Annotated in this window: 9 protein-coding genes and 1 pseudogene; 2 read left to right on the plus strand and 8 right to left on the minus strand. The window is 71.2% G+C overall.

Translation table 11 applies throughout. The features are described 5' to 3' along the window. Window positions 1-9 precede the first annotated feature (9 nt). From JGU66_09485 to galU, 5 genes are all read right to left on the minus strand, one after another. Entirely contained in the window at window positions 10-5,145 is a 5,136-nt protein-coding gene (locus tag JGU66_09485) for a response regulator receiver protein (GenBank protein ID MBJ6760996.1), read from the minus strand. A gap of 15 nt (window positions 5,146-5,160) precedes the next feature. Beyond that, the gene (gene priA / locus JGU66_09490; GenBank protein MBJ6760997.1) at window positions 5,161-7,554 is read right to left on the minus strand and encodes a primosomal protein N'; all 2,394 of its coding nucleotides are present in this window, start codon (window positions 7,552-7,554) and stop codon (window positions 5,161-5,163) included. A 164-nt stretch (window positions 7,555-7,718) separates the two neighbouring features. Continuing rightward, window positions 7,719-8,342: a glutathione S-transferase N-terminal domain-containing protein gene (locus JGU66_09495; GenBank protein MBJ6760998.1), complete on the minus strand. Its 624-nt coding sequence runs from the start codon at window positions 8,340-8,342 to the stop codon at window positions 7,719-7,721. Window positions 8,343-8,437: 95 nt separating this feature from the next. Beyond that, window positions 8,438-9,193: a hypothetical protein gene (locus tag JGU66_09500; GenBank protein ID MBJ6760999.1), complete on the minus strand. Its 756-nt coding sequence runs from the start codon at window positions 9,191-9,193 to the stop codon at window positions 8,438-8,440. Then, entirely contained in the window at window positions 9,190-10,092 is a 903-nt protein-coding gene (gene galU / locus JGU66_09505) for a UTP--glucose-1-phosphate uridylyltransferase GalU (GenBank protein MBJ6761000.1), read from the minus strand. The genes JGU66_09500 and galU overlap by 4 nt, the downstream gene beginning before the upstream one ends. An 86-nt stretch (window positions 10,093-10,178) precedes the next feature. Between galU and JGU66_09510 the strand changes: the two genes are divergently transcribed. Beyond that, window positions 10,179-11,024, plus strand: a complete 846-nt coding sequence (locus tag JGU66_09510) for a hypothetical protein (protein ID MBJ6761001.1) — start codon at window positions 10,179-10,181, stop codon at window positions 11,022-11,024. Window positions 11,025-11,030: 6 nt separating this feature from the next. Here the strand turns inward: JGU66_09510 and JGU66_09515 are convergent, their stop codons facing one another. From JGU66_09515 to JGU66_09525, 3 genes and pseudogenes are all read right to left on the minus strand, one after another. After that, window positions 11,031-15,227: a tetratricopeptide repeat protein gene (locus JGU66_09515; GenBank protein ID MBJ6761002.1), complete on the minus strand. Its 4,197-nt coding sequence runs from the start codon at window positions 15,225-15,227 to the stop codon at window positions 11,031-11,033. Between the two features lie 1,290 nt (window positions 15,228-16,517). Beyond that, a pseudogene (locus JGU66_09520) lies at window positions 16,518-16,985 on the minus strand (tetratricopeptide repeat protein). A 134-nt stretch (window positions 16,986-17,119) separates the two neighbouring features. Continuing rightward, window positions 17,120-18,067 carry an RluA family pseudouridine synthase gene (locus JGU66_09525; GenBank protein ID MBJ6761003.1) on the minus strand — a complete coding sequence of 316 codons (948 nt, stop codon included), beginning with the start codon at window positions 18,065-18,067 and terminating at the stop codon, window positions 17,120-17,122. A gap of 185 nt (window positions 18,068-18,252) precedes the next feature. Between JGU66_09525 and JGU66_09530 the strand changes: the two genes are divergently transcribed. After that, complete coding sequence (locus JGU66_09530) at window positions 18,253-19,773, plus strand: peptidase M3 (GenBank protein MBJ6761004.1); 1,521 nt, start codon at window positions 18,253-18,255, stop codon at window positions 19,771-19,773. The last annotated feature ends 7 nt before the right edge of the window (window positions 19,774-19,780 follow it).

A 19,780-nucleotide genomic window follows, 5' to 3' on the forward strand; every position in this document is an offset into this window, starting at 1 on the left:
CACCCTCCGTCAGTCGAGGAGGTTCCTCGCATACTCCGCGCGCAGCCGGTCATCGCCCAGGGCTCGAGCCGCCTCGGAGAGGATGACACGGACCTGCTGCGCCCGATGCTGGAGGGCGGCATCCGGGTGGCCGGCGAAACGCAGCGGGTGGAACTCGGCGGACAACAGCTCGTAGGCGCGCTTGACCTCCTCGCCCCCCGCCGAACGCGCGAGCCCCAGCACGGTGAAGTAGTCCGCGTCCTGCACTTCTTCGAACTTCGCTTCGAGACGCCGCACGTCGAGTTCCGGCGGATGATCCCCCGCGCCGTCCAACGTGTCGGGCTGCAACGCGACGAGGCCCAAGGTGCGCGCCACCGAGAGCGCCTTCAGCGTGACGTCCTGCGGCATCCCCGCGCTCAGCAGGAGCGCTTCGAGCGTGCGCTCACCATCCACCCCTTCCAACAGGTGGAGTTCGCGCGATGGGAAGCCGAACTCGCTGGGTGCGACGTGGGCATCTCCTCGCGTCACGCGGGCTCGCAGTGAGCCCGCTGTCTCCAGCAGGGACTCGGAGGTGAGGGTGTTGCGCAGAGCCTCCGTCAACAGATGCAGCGGTGGGCGCGTGGCGGCGGCCAGGGCCACCTCGTGAGGCGCCGGCTCCTGGACGAGGCGATAGAGCGTGGAGGGCTCGGCCAGCGCGTCCAGGAAGACCTGCTCGGTGTAGCGCTGCACGAGCGGCACGGCCTCGGTCTCGCGCAGATAGCCGCGTCCGCGCAGTGCCTCCAACAGCGCGCCCGTGGTGGCGCTGCGCACGAGCCGCAGCTCGGCTTCCTGTCGCGCGTCGATGAGGCCATCCGCGCGCGCTCGGTCGATGAGGGACTCTCCCGCTGCGGACGAGGCCGCGCCGACCAGGGTTCCATCTCGCAGCCAGAGAATGCGCAGGGCGTTGACGACCTTCAGCTCCAGCCGCACTTCCATGCGCGCATCGCACAAGCGCAACAGCAGCCGGGACAGGCCCTCTTGCGTCACGCTGCCACTGCGCGCCACCGCGAGCTCCGGGCGGCCCGGGGCCTCCAACGGGAACAAGGACGCGCGAGCCTGGGCCGCGGCCTCCTCGGCATCGCGATGCGCACGCTCCTCCAGGGCCAGCCGCTCTCGCTCGGCATGGGCACGTTGCTCGATGGCGTCGGCCTCCAGCTTCGCTCGGGCGGCGCGCTCCTGGAGCAGCGCCTCGTGATGGCGACGTGCCTCGGCCTCCGCTTCTGTGCGGGCTCGTGACTCCGCGTCGAGTCGCGCCTCGGCATCCGCGCGTCCTCGCGACTCGACCTCCATGCGGACTTCCAGCGCGGTCCGATGGCGCCCCTCCGCCTCTGCTCGCTCCATCGCCTCGGCGCGGCTCCGGGCCTCTGCCTCGGCGCGGGCCTCGGCTTCCGCGCGGGCTTCCGCCTCTGCCTCGGCGCGAGCCTCCGCGGCCTCGCGCGCCCGAATTTCCGCCTCCGCGCGCGACTCCATCTCGGCGCGGGCCTGCATCGCCTGCTCCGCGCGGAGTTCGGCCGCCGCTCGGGCACGCTCTCCCGCCGCGACCTGAGACTGGGCCTCCTCGCGGGCTTCAACTTCGCTGGCGACCCGGCTCTCGGCGGCGGCGCGTGTCTCCGCGTGCGCCGCGACCTCGCGTGTCAGCCGCGCTTCGGCGGCGGCTTGCGCCTGTTCATGGGCGGCCCGCGCTTGGGCGAGCAGCGCTTCGGCGGCGGCGCGGGCCTGTTCATGCTCGGCCATCTCTTGCGTCAGCCGAGCCTCGGCGGCATCGAGCTCCAGCCGAGTCACCTCCGCGCGGGCCTCGGCTTCGCGATGGGCCTTGCCCTCCGCCGCGACCCGCGCTTCCGCGTCCACTCGACCACCGGACTCAGACGCGAGCCGGGACTCGAGTTCCTTCAGGGCCTTGAGCGTCTCCGCCCCTCGGGACTCAGCCTCGAGGCGCGCCTGGTGCTCTCTCGTGAGTTTTTCCGCGAGCGACGCGCGGCCTCGCGCCTCGGCTTCTGCTCGCGCCTCCGTCTCTAGGATTCGCGCGGTCAGCAGCTCTCGCTCCGCCTGCGACTCACGCAGCCGTGTCTCCAGGTCCTCGTGCGCGTGGAACTCCGACTCGGCACGCGCCTCGGCGGTGGCTCGCGTCCGGGTCTGCTCCGCGAGGGCTCGCTCAAGCTCCGCGAGTCGCGACTGAAGCGCGGTGACGTCCTGCTCACGGCGCTCGACTCGTGCGAGCGCGGCCTTGGCTTCCGCGTCCACCGCGGCGCGGGCCGTCGACTCCGCCTCGATGCGCGCACGCGCCTTGTCGAGCTGTGCTTGCAGCGCTGTGGTCTGTTCCGTTGAGCGGGCCTGGGTGTCAGCCCGCAGCGTGGACTCGCGCTCCAGCGCGTCGTTCAACTGCGAGAGCTGCGCTTCGAGTTCGGCGATCCGCTGCGCGGAGTCGCTCGTCAGCCGAGCCAGCTCCGCCTCGCGGGCTTCGAGGGTCTCGGACTGGTGCGCAGACAGCTCTCGCAGCGTCTGGAGGTCCGCCGTGAGCGCGGCCTCGCGCGCGCTTGCGCCCACGAGAGACTCGGCGCGCGCGTGCTCGGCCTCCGCGCGTGCTCGTTCCTCCGCGACACGGGCCTTCGCGAGGTTGGTCTCGGTCTCAGCTTGCTCGGCCTGCGTTCTCGCGAGGTCCAGCGCCGCACTGGCCTCCGTGGCGCGCGCGGTCGCGGCATCGAGCAGCGCCTGGAGTTCGGCGACCTGGGCTTGGGACTGCTGGGCTCCAGCCTGGATCCGCGCGATGAGTGCCACCGCGGCTTCGGCCTCGCTCCGCGCCGCATCGGCCTGCGCGAGCGCGGCCTCGGCTCGTGCGGCCTCCTCGTGGAAGGCTTGCTCGAAGTGGGTCCGCTGACTCCGTTCGCGCTCCAGCTCCGCGAGGACATGACGCACCCGCTGATGCGCTTCCTCGAACTGGTGCTCGACGGCCTCTTGGTCCGCGAGCTCCGGAGGCACTGCCTCTTGCGCGGGCTCTTCCTCGCTCGGCGCGGGCATCGCGAAGCGCTCGGTCGGGGCCGAGACACCCATCCCACTGCCCTCTTCGCTCAGGCCCGAGAAATCGGTCTCCGACAACGGGGCCACCGCGGTCGGTGGTGGTGTGCTCGTCGCGGGATCTGTCTCGGTGTCGAACCAATCAGAGCCCACCGAGGGTGAGCCTCTCGCGGGTGCCAGCACATTGCCCACGCTGGGCGATTCGGTGTCCTCGGTGGCACGCGCGCGTGCCTCGGCCTGGAGCTGCGCGTCGAGTTCGTCCCAGTTCGACTGGGACATCTCCTCCGTGCCCTCCCCACCTGACGCATCGAGGCGCTCGGCGGCCTCGGCGCGAAGCTGTGCTTCCAACTCGTCCCAGTTCGAGCGGGCTGACTCCGAGCCCTCGGCATCGTCCTGCTCGGACGATGTGGGAGCCGGCCCTGCGACTGGCGCGTCTGGTTGGGAGCTGGCGCCATCTCGCTCGGCGGCTTCGGCGCGGAGCTGTGACTCCAACTCGTCCCAGTTCGAGTGCGTCTCTTGAGGGTCTGCGTCCTCTTGCGCGGAGGGCTCGGATGCAGGGCTCGCTCGAAGCTGCTCTTCCAGTTCGTCCCAGTTCGTGCCGGTTCCGTCAGTCGCCGAGTCCAGCTCGGGATCGGGCGGCAGCTCGGTCCAAGTGCCTCCATCCGCCGCCCCCCGCAACCTTCGGAGTTCGGCTTCCGCGGCTGCGAGCGGATCCGCCGCCCCTGCGGCCTCCGGAGCATCGACCTCGAAGAAGCCTTCGTCCCCCAGCTTGGGCGCGGGCTTCGCGGGGCGCAATCCGGGAGGCCGCAGGTGCTCCTCGCGAAACGCGAGCCGCCCCGGAAGTGGCACGGACTCTGTCGCCGCGGCGCTCTCGGAGGCCATCGCGGGGACGTGTGCGGCCTCACCAGTCCACATGGACTGGAGCGACGAAGCCTCGTCGTGCTCGGCACCGTCGTTGTCGATGAACCAGCTCGCGCTGGGATCGGCATCCGTGGGGCTCTCGCCGGCCTCGGATGGTTGGGGACTCGCGCTCTCGGGTGACTCAGCGCTCCAGTCCGCCTGGGCGCTCACGCCTTCGGACGTCACACCGGACCCGTCCGACTCCGCGCTCGCTCCTTCGGGTGCCGTTGCACTCCAGTCCGTCTCCGCACTCGAATCTGCAGGCGCCGTCGCGCTCCAGTCTGTCTCCGCGCTCGCACCCTCGGACGCCGTCGCACTCGCGTCCGACTGTGCGCTCGCACCTTCAGGGTCCGTCGCGCTCGCGTCTGTTGCAGCAGCGCCCCAGTCCGCCTCCACGCCCGTGGCTGTCGCGGCGTCGCCCCAATCCGGCTCCGCGCTGGCGCCTTCGGACTCCGCGGAGCCCTCCCACTCCGTCGGTGTCCCGTCGACCATCGCCGACTCGGCCCACTCTCCCGCGCTCCCGGCCGTACCACTTCCCGCCAACACCGAGTCGATGGAGGCCATCGCCTCCGCCTCGACCTCCTGATGCGTCTGCTCGAAGGCGGCGTCCATCGCGAGCGCGGTCTGCTGCTCACGCTGCTGGTTCTGCTCCAGCGCGTTGCGCTCCTCATCCGTCATCGCCGCCAGCTCCCAGTCCGTCTGGGACAGCGGCGCCAGATCTCCAAAGAGCGCGTTGGCCAGCGCGGGATCGCCACCCACGACTCGCGGCGCGGTGGCGTGCCACGTCTCTTCTGCCGACGCGCCCGCCTCACTCCCATCCACCGGAGGCGCGAGCGTGCGGCTCTCCATCACCCGCCACCCATCCGCCTCCGCCGGCGAGTGGATCAGCGAGTCCACCAGCGCCACGAAGCTCGGCCCATCCAACGGGAGCGGCGCCACCGGAGCGCTGAAGCCCTCGATGGACTCAGACAGGAGCAGCACGCGAGCCCGGTGCCCCTCCGGGTGCTGCACCAACTCCTCCAACACGACGCGGCCTCGGCCGCTCTCCACTCCCGGCGCGAGCACGATGAGCTCGGGCAGGTGGTGACCGAAGGCGATGAGCGCGTCCGCGGCGGAGGTCGCGAGGATGACCTCGTGTCCTTCGCGCGAGAGCAGGCGCCGCACCGCGGCGATGGTGGCGATGTCGTCGTGTACGAGAAGGACCGAGGCGCCCATGGGGGGGCGCCAAGTCTACAGCATGGCCCCTGGATCCACGTCGAGGACGACCTTCACTCCGGAAGGAACCTCGGCGAGCGCCGCCTCCAGCCGGGCGAGCAGCGGGGCGAGCGAGGCATGGGTCGGCCCTTTGACCAGGAGCTGCCAGCGCGTCTTGCCCCGGATGCGGGCGATGGGCGCCAGCGCGGGCCCCAGCAGTCGCACCCCCGCCGAGGCCGGCGGCATGTGCCGTCCCACGAGGTTGCCCAGATAGCGCGCGACGCTGGCGGTCTGCTCGGGATGCTCCCCTTCCAGCCGCACCGAGGCCATGCGCGCGTACGGAGGGTAGGCCAGGGCCTTGCGCCACTCCAATTCCTGGTGCGCGAATCCGTCGAAGTCGTGGGCGAGCACGCGCTTCACCGGCTCGGCCTCCGGGTTGTACGTCTGCACCAGCACGCGGCCGGGGTCCTTGCCGCGCCCGGCTCGGCCCGCCACCTGGGTGAGCAAGTGGAAGGTCCGCTCCGAGGCGCGGAAGTCCGGGATGGCCAACGACGTGTCCGCCATCACCACGCACACCAGCGTCACGCCCGGGAAGTCGTGTCCCTTGGCCACCATCTGCGTGCCCACCAGGATGTCGATTTCCCGACGCGCGAACGAGGCCAACAGCTCCGTCAGCTTCTCGGCGCTGGTGGCCGAGTCGCGATCCAACCGCGCCACCCGAGCCTGCGGCAGTCGCTCGGCGACCTCCGCCTCCACGCGCTCGGTGCCGATGCCCAGCTTCAACATGGGTCCCGTGCACTCACGGCAGCGGTCCGGCACCGGGAACGCCACGCCGCAGTAGTGACACACCACGCGGTTCTGCGAGCGATGGTGCGTGAGGCACACGTCGCAGTCCTGGCACTTGAGTGACAGGCCGCACACCTCGCACAGCAGGATGGTGCTGTGCCCGCGGCGGTTGAGGAAGAGGATGACCTGCTGGCCCTTGGCCACCGTCTCCTCCATGGCCTGGAGCAGCGGAGGACTGAGGATGGGCGCCTCCTCCGTCACCACGCCATCGCGCGGGCGCTCCACGCGCAGATCCACCATCTCGATGGTGGGCATGGGGCGGTCATCCACGCGGCGCTTCAGCTCCAGCAACTTGTAGCGACCGCTGCGCGCGTTGTGCAGCGTCTCCAACGCGGGCGTGGCCGAGCCCAGCACCACCACCGCGCCCGCCTGCTTCCCGCGCACCACCGCGAGGTCGCGCGCCTGATAGCGCAGCTTCTCGTCCTGCTTGAACGAAGGGTCGTGCTCCTCGTCCACCACGATGAGCCCCAGATTCTCCACTGGAGCGAACACCGCCGAGCGCACGCCCACGGCGATCTTCACCGTGCCCTTGCGCAGCGCCTGCCAATGGAAGAGCCGCTCGCGGTCCTTCAGCCCCGAGTGCAACACCGCCACGTCCCCACCGAAGCGGCTGCGGAAGCGCCCCACGAGCTGCGGCGTGAGGGCGATCTCCGGCACCAACACCAGGCTGCCCCGCCCTCGCGACAGGGCATGCTCCACCGCGCGCAGGTACACCTCGGTCTTGCCGCTGCCGGTGACACCGTGAAGGAGATACGGCTGGAAGCCGGCCGCGTCGACGGCGCCCTGGAGTTCGCGCACCGCCACGTCCTGCTCGGGCGTGAGCTGCGCGGGGCGACCCTGCTGGAGCCCCTCGCGCACGCCGGGCTTCAGCTCCACCTCCTCCATCCGCACGAGCCCCTTCTCCGCCAGCTTCTTCAGCGTCTCGCGTGCACCGGGGATGGCGTGCGCCACTTCTTCCAGCGGCGCGCGACCGCCCACCGCGAGCAGGTACGCCATGGCCGCGGACTGGGCCGGCGCTCGCGAGAGCTGGCGAGGCGCTTCCGTGACGAGCGCCACCGCGAAGTGCTGCACGTCCGCCTTCGCCGCCTTCTCGTCCACGGCGGTGGAGAGGCCCGGCGGCAGCGCGCCGCGGATGGCCTCGCCCAACGGATAGCGATAGTGCTCGGCCGCGAAGCGCAGGAGCGAGATGAGGTCCTTGGGCAGCGACGGCGAGTCATCCAGCACGCGCTGGATGGCCTTGAGCCGAACGCCCCCCTCCACGGGCGGTGTCGCGGGCCCCAGGTAGAAGCCGAGCGCCATGCCTCGCCCGAAGGGCACCAGCACGCGCTGGCCTGGAGCCAGGTTGCCCGCGAGCGCCTCCGGGACAAGGTAGGTGAACTCCCCGCGAACGGGGCGACCGACGGCGACGGACGCAAGAAGTGCGGGGGTGGGACTCACGACGGGCCGCACTGTAGCGGTACGTGCCGCGCCCGGAAGTTCCCGGCGGAGGTTCGCACGCAAGGTACGCAGGGGCATCGAACCCGGAGTGGCAGACAGGTCGTCGCGGAAATCCGGCGGCTTCAGCTCGAAGTGCTGCTGCTCCATGGCACCCTCGGCACGCGTGGCCCCAGCCCCTCCCCCATCACCCAGGGCCCACTGTGCCCGCCCCCTCTGACATGCCCTCTCTCAAGGGTCGCCTACGCAACGGGGCCCCTCGACGCCCGAAGGCGCGGAGGAGCCCCGCGAACTGCCCGAAGCCGTGGTGTGGATCAGCGGCCCGTGACGCGCTTCCATGACGGGCGCGTGCTCACGCGGTTCCACCACGCGTTGAGGCTCGGGTACTGCGCGACGAGCTCCGCCTGGCCCACCGCGAACAGGTACTCCATGTAGGGCGCCCAACAGACCTCCGCGAGCGAGAACGCATCTCCCGCGAGGAACTGCTGCTGGGCCAGCACGGCGTCAACGACCTCGAACGGCCGGCGCAGCGCCTCGCGTCCAGCCTGCACGTTGGCCTCATCCATGGGCAGGCCCCGCATGGGCTTGAGCAGCCGTTCGTAGATGATCTTCATCGCGGCGGGGCTGAAGTAACAGTGCTCCACGCTGATGAACTGCTCCATGCGCGCGTAGGCCTTGGGGTCCGCCGGCGTCAGCGCCACGCCCGGCAGGGTGCGATCCAGGAAGCGGACGATGGCGCGCGACTCGTACATCTGGAAGCCGTCATCCGTCTCCAGCACCGGCACCACGCCAAAGGGCTGGCGTGCCACGTGCGCGGGCAGCTTCTGCTCGCCCTTGGAGAGGTCGATGAGCACGAACTCGGCCTCGTGCCCCTTCTCCGCCAGGACCGTCAGGACCGCTCGGGTACACGTGCTCGCTGGATGACCGTAGACCTTCATGTGCGGGAACCTCCGAGCAACGGCCGGGCCCTGCCCGACCGGATGCGCTCGGATGGTTTCCCGCGAGCCCCTCGCTCCGCAACCCCTTCGCGCCGCTACGGCGTGAAGAGCTTGTCCGCCACGGTGGCGCGCGACTCACCCTTGAGCGCGGTGAAGCGCAGCGCGCGCTGGGTGCCCTTCCATACCTCGATGGTGCGAGGCATCCAGTCCCCGGTGGCCGGCGACGTGTAGTCCACGAAGCGCACGTCCCAGGCGTTGCCCGCCGCGTCGCGGTAGCGCACGCGCGCCGCGCGGAAGGTGTCCTTGTACACCCAGAACTGAGGCCGTCCCTCGTCGGGATCGCCGAGCACGTAGGCGACCTCGCCGCCGAAGCGCGCCAGCGAGGTGCGCTTGGTGTCCACGCCGAGGCTGGCCAGGTGCTGCTCCAGCGCCTCGCGGGACTCCTGCGCGGAGCCCATGTCCGTGGCGAGCACGCCGCACACCTGCGCGACGAGCGCCGTCATGGCGGGGACCTCGGGGCCCTCGGCGCGCTTGCGGCCGTTGGCGAGCACCGCGGCCGCCTTGCCACCGCCATCGGGCGTGGTGGCCTCGAAGCGGCAGCGCCCTGGCATCTTCACGAACAGGACGCCATCACCCTGCAGCTCGGGACGCTCCGTGGGGGCGCCCAGGGCCGAGCCCGCCTCCTTCACCGCCGGGCCGGAGAAGATGAGCGAGCCTTCCACGCGAAAGGCAGACAGGTTCTTCTCCGCGCGCGCGGCCACGGTACGGCGAAGGATGGAGCCACCGGGCAGCACATAGGCGCCGGCGGCGAGCGAGACCAGGATGCCCAGCAGGGCCAACGAACGCTTCACGACTTCTCCGTCTTGACGACCTCTCGCAGGTACGCGAGCAGCCCTTCTCGCAGCTCGGGGCGCTTGAGGCCGTAGGCAATGTTCGCCTTCAAGTAGCCCACCTTGTCCCCCGCGTCATAGCGCTGTCCCTGGAACTTGTAGCCAAGCAGGCCGTGGGACTTCTGGAGGGTGGCCAGACCATCGGTGAGCTGGATTTCACCACCCACACCGGGGGTCTGCTGCTCCAGGATGGGGAAGATGTCGGGCGGCAGCACGTAGCGGCCGATGACGGCGAGGTTCGACGGCGCGGTGCCCTTCTTGGGCTTCTCCACCACGCGCTCGATGCGGATGACGCCGTTGCCCAGGTCCGTGCCCGCGGCGATGCCGTACATGTGCGTCTCGTCGTCCGGCACTTCCATGAGCGCGATGACGGCCTGGTTGTACTGGCGGTAGACGCGCGCGAGCTGGCGGATGCCCGGCTCCTCGGCGTCAATCATGTCGTCGCCGAGCAGCACGCCGAAGGGCTCGTTGCCCACCGCGCTCTTGGCGCAGAGCACCGCGTGTCCGAGGCCCTTGGGCTCCTTCTGGCGGATGCTGACGACGCGCACCATGTCCGCGATGGCGCGCAGCTTGTCGGCCTCGCTCGTCTTGCCGCGCGCGCGCAGCGTGGTCTCAATCTCGAAGCCGATGTCGAAGTGGTCCTCGATGGCGCCCTTGCCGCGGCCATTGATGAGGATGACGTCCTCGATGCCCGCGGACACCGCCTCTTCCACGATGTACTGGAGAGTGGGTGTGTCCACGATGGGCAGCATCTCCTTCGGGACCGCCTTCGTCGCCGGAAGGAAACGGGTGCCCAGACCGGCGGCGGGAATGACGCACTTGCGGATCAGCGGCGCTGCCTTCGATGGAGTGGAGGACATGGGTCAGGGAATCTATTGATGGCGTTGCACCCCAGCAAGCCGGATAGAGTCATCCAGCCATGTCGCTCCGTTCCGCCGTCCTCGCCCTGCTCAGTGTGTTGTCTGTCTGTCCCGCGGCGTTCGCCGCCGAGCCCGCCGAGGAGCTGCGAACCATCTCAAGCGCCCGCGCAGTGGGCATGGGCAATGCCTACCGCGCATTGGGCCAGGGTACGGAAGCACTCCAGGGCAACCCCGCCGCCATGGCCTTGTTCCCGGCCTACCGGGTCGAGGCGACTGGTTCATGGGATACCCACACCAAGGACGGATACCTTGGCATCGGGTTGATGGACTCGAGCACCAGCAAGTTGGCGCTCGGCGTGGACTATCACTGGGTGAGCCTGCGCGGCGCGGGGAGCCGGGCCAGCGCGCACTTGAGTTCGCTGGGTGCCGCGGTGCCGTTGACCCAGGGCGTGATGGTGGGCGTGATTGGCCGCTACCTGCGGTTGTCGGGACAGGACCGTTACGCCAACTCCACCACGTTGGACGTGGGCGCGCTCTTGCGATTGAGCGAGGCCATCGTGGTGGGCTTCTCCGCGCACAACCTCATCGACACGCACAACGCCGAGCTGACGCGCTACTACTCCGGGCACCTGGGCATCCTGGCCGGCACCGTCACCGCGGCGTTCGACGTGCGCGGTGACTTCACGACGCGAGAGTCGTCCGTGTTCACGTACAACGGCGGTCTGGAGTACGTGCTCGACCAGGTGGTTCCGCTGCGCGTGGGCTACACATACGACGGCTTCAGCCGCTCCTCGAAGCTGGGCCTGGGCCTGGGCTTCATGTCGCCGGGCGGCGGTGGCATCGACCTGGGCTACCAGCACGAGTTCGGCGGCGCGAAGGGGCGCCTGCTCATCCTCACCTTCCGCCTCAACGTGGGTGGCGGCGGAGGGTGAGGTCGCTCAGCGCCCGGAACGCTCGGGAGCGGAGCGCAGCGCGAGGTAGCGCTCGGAGGCAGCGAAGCGCAGCAGCTCGGTGAGCTCGGGCTCTCGGACGCGACGGGCGCGCAGCGCGGCGAGCGCGGGCCCCACGCCACCACACGCCACGAGCCCCGCGCGATTCACGGAGTCGCGCGCGGCATCCATCAACGTGGAGGCCTTGAAGTCGCGCGTGCCGGCGTCCATGAGCGCGGCGGCTCGCTCCAGCGCGCGGGGCGACAGGGCCTCGCGCACGATGCGGGCCTCATCACTGGTGGCGCGTGGATCCTTGAGCACGGAGGACAGCAGGGCCAGGGCGCGCAGCAACTGCATCTCCTTGAGCGTGCGCAGCGCGAGGAGATCCGGTGACAGGGAGAACAGCGCGCGGCCCGCGTGGAAACGCAGCTCGGCCACGGGCATGGCTTGACGCACGCCCTCTCGGCCCACCACGAGTCGCGGAGCGGTCGTGTAGACCACGGTGAAGGGCGGCCCATCGTCCTCCGCGAGCACCAGCTCAGGGAGGGGCACATCCATCATCCGCGCGACGGTGTGGAGCGTGTCGAGGATGGCGGGCGCGCCGGGGCCTGAAGCCGAGCGCAGGGGCTCGGTGACGCCGGCTGTGCGGCCCTGCGTGGGGAACAGGCGGCACAGGGCGAGGCCCGCGCATGCGAGCAATTCGCCGGACGGTGTGCGCAGACCCGGGTGCCTGAGCCCTGCCCGCTCATCGGCGGAGAGCGGCGCGCGCAGGCCGCGAGGCGCGGGCATCTCCTTGCCTTCGAGCGCGTCCGCGGTCTCTTGCATGAGCGCGGCGCGGGCGACATCGCCTCGGGACTCGAAGTGCTCGACGAGGCCGCGGTATGGCTTCGGGTCGAGCGGTTGCTCTCGCACGAGGCGGAAGACCGCGGGCTCCGCGGTGGCCGGCTCGGGCTCGACGATGGAGACGGCCTCCCGTGTCTCAGCCGCACCCACGAGAGGCTTCGCGACGGGCTCGGGGGGACGGCTGGGCGCGGGACCGGAGACCGTGCCCTCCGAGCGCGGTCGGTGGAGCCGACGAACTGGATCCATCCGGCCGGGAGGCGCCTCCCAACCAATGACCTGCGTGGCGTTGATGGCGTCCGGGCGCAGGTCCTCGCCATCGTCGATGAGCGAGCGCGACTTCGCCCCACGATTCTGCGCGGCCGGTGGCTCAGCGGGCGCGGCCTTCGGCGCGGCGGGGGCATCCTTCATGCCCTTCGCGCTGGAGGATGCCGCGTCCGCGCCCTTCGCGGACTTGGGCGCGGCGGAGTCCGGAGCCGCGGACTTCGACGCGGGCGCGCCCTTGGATGCGGCGGGCTCAGCCGGCGCGGCGGGCTTCGATGCGGGCGCGCTCTTGGATGCGGCGGGCTCAGCCGGCGCGGCGGGCTTCGATGCGGGCGCGCTCTTGGATGCGGCGGGCTCAGCCGGCGCGGCGGGCTTCGATGCGGGCGCGCTCTTGGATGCGGCGGGCTCAGCCGGCGCGGCGGGCTTCGATGCGGGCGCGCTCTTGGATGCGGCGGGCTCAGCCGGCGCGGCGGGCTTCGATGCGGGCGCGCTCTTGGATGCGGCGGGCTCAGCCGGCGCGGCGGGCTTCGATGCGGGCGCGCTCTTGGATGCGGCGGGCTCAGCCGGCGCGGCGGGCTTCGATGCGGGCGCGCTCTTGGATGCGGCGGGCTCAGCCGGCGCGGCGGGCTTCGATGCGGGCGCGCTCTTGGATGCGGCGGGCTCAGCCGGCGCGGCGGGCTTCGATGCGGGCGCGCTCTTGGATGCGGCGGGCTCAGCCGGCGCGGCGGGCTTCGATGCGGGCGCGCTCTTGGATGCGGCGGGCTCAGCCGGCGCGGCGGGCTTCGATGCGGGCGCGCTCTTGGATGCGGCGGGCTCAGCCGGCGCGGCGGGCTTCGATGCGGGCGCGCTCTTGGATGCGGCGGGCTCAGCCGGCGCGGCGGGCTTCGATGCGGGCGCGCTCTTGGATGCGGCGGGCTCAGCCGGCGCGGCGGGCTTCGATGCGGGCGCGCTCTTGGATGCGGCGGGCTCAGCCGGCGCGGCGGGCTTCGATGCGGGCGCGCCCTTGGATGCGGCGGGCTCCACGGCTGCGGACTTCGGCGCAGACGCGCTCTTGGATGCAGCGGACTCAGCCGGCGCGACGGGCTTCGCCGCGGGCTTGGGTGGATTCGAGTCCTCGGCCCCCTTGGCCTGCTTGGGCGCGGCCATGTCCTTCTCGACCTTGGACGCGGGGGCATCCTTGGGCGCGGAGGGCGCACTTCGCACAGGGCGCTTCGCCGCCGACGCGTTGTCGGATGACGGCCCTCGGATGTTCGCGCCTCCGGGCACGCCTTCCAGTTCGAAGTCCGTGTTGGACGTCGTCTCCTCGGACAGGTCCGTGCTGCCCGCGGGCGTGAGACTCACCGTCGCGGGAGGCGCCACCAAGACCGAGCGCGGGCCGCTGGGCTCGCGCTTCGGAATCGCACTTCGCGGGGGCTCGGGAGGCGGCGGCGCGCTCGCCTCGCGCGCGAGTCGCATGTTCTCAGCCCGACGCGCGTACTGCTCGGCACGCTCGGGATTGCGGAGGACCTCGCGGCAGAAGACCGCGAGCCGCTGCCATGCTCGCTCGCGCTCCTCTTCGTCCTCCATCGCGGTCGCGGCGTTCTCGAGCGCCCACGCGGCCTCGCCCAACTGGCCGCGAGCACTGAGGCGATCCGAGAGCATCAGCCAGGCGTCCTTGTGTCCAGGCTCGAAGCGCACGGCCTGACGCAGCTCCGTGAGCGCACCCTCCGAGTCCCCTGCCGACTCCAGGGTGGACACCAGCTCCAGGCGAGCCTCGCGCGCGGCGGGCCCTCGGGGATCACGCGTGAGCTGCGCACGCAGCAGATGGCCCAAGGAAGCCAGGTCACCCAGGCGACGTGCGAGAACGACCAGACGCTCCCGGGCCTGTTCGCTCTCAGGGCTCTCCGAGAGCGCCTCCGCCCAGGCCCACTGCGCGAGCCGAAGGTCTCCGAGCACGTTCTCGGCCGTGCTCGCGAGCACCTTGAGCGCATCGAGTCGGTCCACCGTCCGACGAGGCGCGGCGATGCAGGCCTGCTTCAGCCGCTCCGCGACGGTGGGGCGCTCCGAGTCCGCGACGCAACGCACGAGCCCCGCGAGCACCGGCAACACGCCCGGCGCAATCGCCTCGGCCGCATGGAAGTCCCGGCGCGCCTTTCCCAACTCCGCAAGGTGCAGCCACCGCTCGCCTCGCGTCAGGAGCGCGCTCGCGCGAGCCCGCGGCGTTCGCGCATTCAGGATGGCTTCATCCAGCGCGCGCCGCACGACACTGGCGTCGCCACGCTGGGTCAGCAACCGCACCTGCTCACGGAGCGCATCGCGATCGCCGGTCAGCTCGACGATCTCCCGGTAGACGCGGGCCGCGCCAACCGGATCCTTCAGCTCGGTCTCCATCACCTCCGCGAGGCGAGTGAGCACCTCGGCCCGAGCCTGGGGCTCTTTCGTGAACTCCGCGCGCTTGAGGTAGAGCTGCGCCAGCTCGCGCCAGGAGCGCTTGGCGATGAGCTGGGCCTCCATGCGCTGTGAGCGGGCCAGCTCCGCCGAATCCTCCGATGCGGTCGCGGACGCGGGGCGCGCCACGTTGCTGGCCTCGGATGAATCGCTGCTGCTCTTGCCATCGCTCGGGCGAGTTCCCGAGATGGAGGGTGGCCGCTCGCGGCCGGGCTCACCTCGCGGAGGGGCACTCCCGGAGCTTCGCGCGACGGAGGCAGCTTCATCCACGGGCAGAGGGGGAACGGACTCCGCGGTCGGAAGCTCGTCTTCGGGTGGCGCGCCACGGACAGGCGCGGGGACCCGCACCGCATCGGAACGCTTCGACTTGTTCGATGCCGTGCCCGCCGACACCGCGGCATCACCGAGCGCCGGTACCTGGACCGTATCCGTGCGCTTCGGTCCAGCCGTGGCCGAGCCCAAGAGCGACTCGACGTTCAGCGCGGGCACCAGCACCGTGTCCGAGCGCTTCGGCGAAGCGCCCGCGCCGCTGACTGGGACCTCCGCACCGAGCGCCGGCACCAACACCGTGTCCGAGCGCTTCGGCGAAGCGCCCGAGCCACCCACGTCCTCCGCGCGCTTCGGGGAGGCACTTGGACTCCCGGCATCCTCCGTGCGCTTCGCGACGGGGCGCATGCTGCTCGCCGGAACATCCTCTGCGCGCTTCGCCCCAGATTCAGCTGCAGCGATGTCGCCGCCGACCACGGGAACAAGCACTGTGTCCGAGCGCCGAGGCCCCACTGGAGAGGCCGAACTCAGCCCTTGGGGGGGACGCTCGCGGCTGGATGCAGGCGCGGCCTTTCCTGGCCCGTCGTCTTCCCATGGGAACTTCGGCGCATCGACCTTGGTCGCCTCCAGCGGAAGGCCGACCAGCGGCACCTCGACCGTTTCAGCGCGAGCACGGTCCCAAGTCGCCGAAGTCGTGGACTCAGGGCTCGGAGCCTTGTCCTGCGAAGGAGACGGGCGAGCCTTCGCGGCCTCCAACGCGTCGAAGCTCACCGCCTGCATCATGATCGTCGGACGTGAGTCCAACGGAGCAGCAGGACGGGGCGCAGCGCGAGCAGCGGATGCAGACGACGAACTTGCGAGGGGCGTCACACGCGACGCAGTGGACTCCGGAATCGAAGAGAACGATGCGGCACCGTCCACATGCGCGGTCTGCGCAGGAGCGCCCGCAGCAAGTTCGTCAGCGGACTCCGGCTGCAAAAGGGACGACGCGCCAACGCCATCAGCCAGCATCGCCTGCGCGGGCTCTGATGGTCCGTTCGGTTGCAGTGTGGCTGCTGGCGCCGAAAGCGCGGAGGAGACATCCGCTCGCGGAGCAGCCGACGATTCTTGCGACGCGGTCGCCTTCGAGAACTCGGAAGCTGAGTCCAAGCGCGACTCGTGCGCCTCCAACTCCCCTGCGGCCAGCTCATTCGTGGAGGACCTCGGCGTGACCTCGCCAGACAGATCCTCTTGGCGTGAAGCCGCCGCTGCGGGCTCAAAGCCCACGGCGGGCATCACGACGGTCGCGCTCGGTTCGGAAGCATCGCGCGCTTGGAGTCCAACTTCCCGTTGGGGGGCGGTTGCGACTGTCGACGCGTTCGGATCCGCGCTCTCGCGGGTTGCGTCCTCGCCGGCTGCCGATTGCGGTGCATCGGGCTCGCCCAGGGACAACGGCAACACCAGCGCCCTGCCCTCACGCGGCTCTTGAGCCAGGGCATCGACACCTGAAGGCTCGGAGCTGCTCTCGCGCTCTCGACGCAGCGCGAACTCCTCCGCGTTGAGGATGATCGGCTCCAGTCCTTCACGGGGAGGCATCGCGCTCGGCGTGCCTGCCTCCGCGGGCGAGGCGTCCGGCGAGGAAACCGCGGACTCTCCTTCGTCCAAGTTCCCCTCGCCGAGCCGCGCCTTGCGCGACACCCTCTGCGATGTCCCCTCCATGCGCTCGCGCACGGTCATCAGGACGAAGCGAGCCCGGTCATCTTCGGGCGCCTCGGAGAGCAGAGCCTCGAGCGCGGACACCGCTCGCGACGGCTGGTCCACCCGACGCAGCACGCGCGCGAGCTGTCGCCGAGCCTCCTGCCGCACGGCATCGCTTCCCGTGCGCGCCGCGGTATCCAGCAGGGTGATGGCGGCGGCCTCGGTCCCCGCCCGCAGCGAGAAACGCACGAGCGCGGCGGCCAGGCGCGGGGTCATCGGCAGGGTGCGGCTGGCCCGCGCGAGTTCCCCAAAGGCCCGCGCGGCATGCCCTTCTCGGAGCAGGCTCGCGGCGTCATTGCACAACCGGACCACCGCGGCGTCTACCTCGCGCGCGGAGCCTCCTGCGAATGCGCCGGCTCGGAGTGCTGGCTGCTCTGCAGCCGCAGACTCCGGCATGCCAGTGCCATTGCCGTTTCTCCCGCCACCCATGGGTGCGGCAGTCTACACACGATGCACGGCCCGGTGGGGCTCTCATCAAGCCCCTGTCCCTCGCTCACGTCCATTGACAGCCGAGCGACTTCCGCCCCCCGCAACCCGTCAGTGAGTCGCGATCGCCCAAGGCGTCACGTGCCGCCCGAGGCCGGTCCCTGAACAGGGACCACCGGGCCGCTCGGAGGATCGACCTGCGCCGCGGAGAAGAAGCGCCGCAGGTCCTCGGGCACGGGCGACTCCACGAGCCACACCTCCCCCGTCCGAGGATGGCGCAGTTGCAGGGCCTGAGCGTGCAGCAGGCACCGAGGCGCCGCGACGCCCGCCGCCTGTTTCGCCCCACCGTACCGGGCGTCCCCCAGAATCGGAGCGCCCAGCGCCGTGAGGTGGGCCCGGAGCTGATGCGTGCGTCCCGTGCGCGGCCACAGCTCCACGAGACAGAACTCCGGCCCCGCATGGAGCGTCTGGAAGTCCGTCTCGGCTGGCACGCCATTGGCCGAGCGCGTCGCCCGCCAACGACCGGGGCGCGAGGGATCCTTCGAGAGGGGCAGGTCTACCGTGCCGCGCGCGGGGAGGCCCGGGCCAGTCGCCGCCACGTACCGCTTGCGCGCCTGACCCTCGCGGAACTCCGCAGCCAACGCCGAGGTCGCCCGCGCCGTCTTGCCAAACACCGTCACCCCGGACGTCTCGCGGTCGAGCCGGTGCACCAGCCCCGCCTCACTCCCGAGGTACGTGCTCACCCGGTCCACGAGGCTCTCCCCGACCCGCCCTTCCGAGGGCTGCGCATTGATGCCCGCGGGCTTGTCCACCGCGATGACCTCCGCGTCCTCGAACAACACCCGCAACTCCGGAGCGGGCGCGGGCGCCGCGAGGGAGCTCGTGCCCGCCTCCTCCAGCACCACCGTCACCACCTGCCCCACGCTCAGCCGAGTCCCCGGGTCACGTGCCCGCTTGCCGACCACGTACACCGCTCCCACCTCGACGAGTCGCCGCGCCTCCTCGGGGGACACCCCCAACTCGGAGGCGATGGCGGCCCCCACCGCGAGCCCCGCCTGCTCGACCTTGAACGTCCGCCGCTTCACGCGCGACCTCCACGTCCCGGATGGCCGCAGCGCCGAACCCCACAGCTCGGCGAGCGGGCGAACGGGCGCGCATCCGTGACGAGCGCGGGTGAAGAAGCCATCCCATCGGGCATGAAACGCATGCGGCGCACTCTATGTCCGGAGGACTGCCACGCCTCGGGGTTCCTGTTACCTTGCGCCCCCCCATGGACCGTCCCCTGCATTCCGTGCGTACGCGGCTGGACGAGTTTCTCGTCGAGCTCGCCACCCTCCAGTACCGGCACGGCGCGGGACTCGCCGCGGACCTCCCCGTCGCGCGCCTGTACGCCGCCTTCCCCGAACTCTCCGCCCCCGACACGTTCGCCGCCGCCTCCGAGGCGCTCGCCAAGGCAAAGACCCGCGACGATGCGCTCGCCATCCGCCGCGTCGAGCTGCTGCGAGAGCTCATCGCCACCCAGGTCGAAGAAGGTCTCGCCGCGCGCCCCCGCGAGGCCATCGCTTCACTGGAGGCCCGCTCGGCCATCCCGGTGGATGACCAGACGCTCGGGCTCGGGGACATCCTGTCCCAGATTCCGCGCGAGTCCGACCGCGTCCGCCGCGGCCTGATGGAGCGCGCCGCCGGGCACTTCCTCTGGGAGAACCGAGGCCGCTACGGGGACCGCCACGAAGCCGCCCTCCGCGTGGCGGAGCGACTGGGTGCGCGGAACTACCTCGCCCTGCGCCAGGACGTCACCGGCATCGATACGACCAAGCTGGCGGAGGCCGCCGAGGAGACGCTCCGCCGCACCGAGGACGCGTATCGCGACGTGCTCGGCTACGCGCTGCGGAAGCTGGAGCCCAACCTGCGCGCCCTGCCCGGCGGGGATGCGCGCCGCCACGACGTCCAGGCCACGATGCGCGTCCCGTGGATGGACCCCTACTTCCGCCGCGAGGACACCTTCCCCGCCGTGACGCGCTGGCTCGGGGACTGGGGCTTCCACCCCAGCGCCGAGGGCCGCATCCTCATCGACGACGAGGAGCGTCCGGGCAAGGCGTCCCGCCCCTTCGTCGTCGCGGTGCGCGTCCCGAGCGAGCTTCGGCTGGTGCTCCAGCGCCAGGGCGGAATGGAGCCCCTGGGCAGCCTCCTGCACGAGATGGGACACGCGCAGCACCTGGCCCACGTGGACGCGGACGCGTCCGTGGAGCTGCGCCGGCTGGGGGATGCCTCCATCACCGAGGCCTACGCGACGACCTTCGAGCGACTGCTGCTGTCCCCCGGCTGGCTCAAGCGCTACCTGGGCCTGCCGTCCTCCACCGCGCAGGACGCCGCGAGGATGGCGGCGTTCCAGGCGCTGGCCGTCCTGCGCCGGCATTGCGCGAAGCTCGGCTACGAGCTGTCACTCGCCACGCGAGGCCCCTCACCCGACCTCGCGGATGAGTACGTGGTCGGACAACGCCGCGCGCTCTTCGCCGAGGCGCACCGTGGCTTCTTCCTGCATGACGTGGATCCGCAGCTCTACGTCGCGCGCTACCTGCGGGCCTGGGCTCTGGAGACCCGGCTCACCGCCTCACTGACCGAGCGCTTCGACGACGACTTCTGGCGCAACCCCTCGGCACGAAGCTGGCTCCAGGGGTTGTTCAAGCGCGGTGGCCAGACCGATGCAGACAGCCTGGCCACGGAGCTCTCGGGCACGCCGATGGCCCTGCCCGAGGCGGGAGCACGCCTCGTGGCCATCCTCAACCGGTAGGGGGTCG

The organism is Myxococcaceae bacterium JPH2 (genome assembly GCA_016458225.1).
In the GTDB taxonomy this organism is placed as follows: domain Bacteria; phylum Myxococcota; class Myxococcia; order Myxococcales; family Myxococcaceae; genus Citreicoccus.

Bases quoted from the DNA above. Each gene is read 5' to 3' on its own strand.
- JGU66_09485 (MBJ6760996.1), bottom strand. From the start codon at position 5,145: ATGGGCGCCTCGGTCCTTCTCGTACACGACGACATCGCCACCATCGCC.
- priA (MBJ6760997.1), bottom strand. From the start codon at position 7,554: ATGGAGCAGCAGCACTTCGAGCTGAAGCCGCCGGATTTCCGCGACGAC.
- JGU66_09495 (MBJ6760998.1), bottom strand. From the start codon at position 8,342: ATGAAGGTCTACGGTCATCCAGCGAGCACGTGTACCCGAGCGGTCCTG.
- galU (MBJ6761000.1), bottom strand. From the start codon at position 10,092: ATGTCCTCCACTCCATCGAAGGCAGCGCCGCTGATCCGCAAGTGCGTC.
- JGU66_09515 (MBJ6761002.1), bottom strand. From the start codon at position 15,227: ATGCGCCCCGTCGCGAAGCGCACGGAGGATGCCGGGAGTCCAAGTGCC.
- JGU66_09530 (MBJ6761004.1), top strand. From the start codon at position 18,253: ATGGACCGTCCCCTGCATTCCGTGCGTACGCGGCTGGACGAGTTTCTC.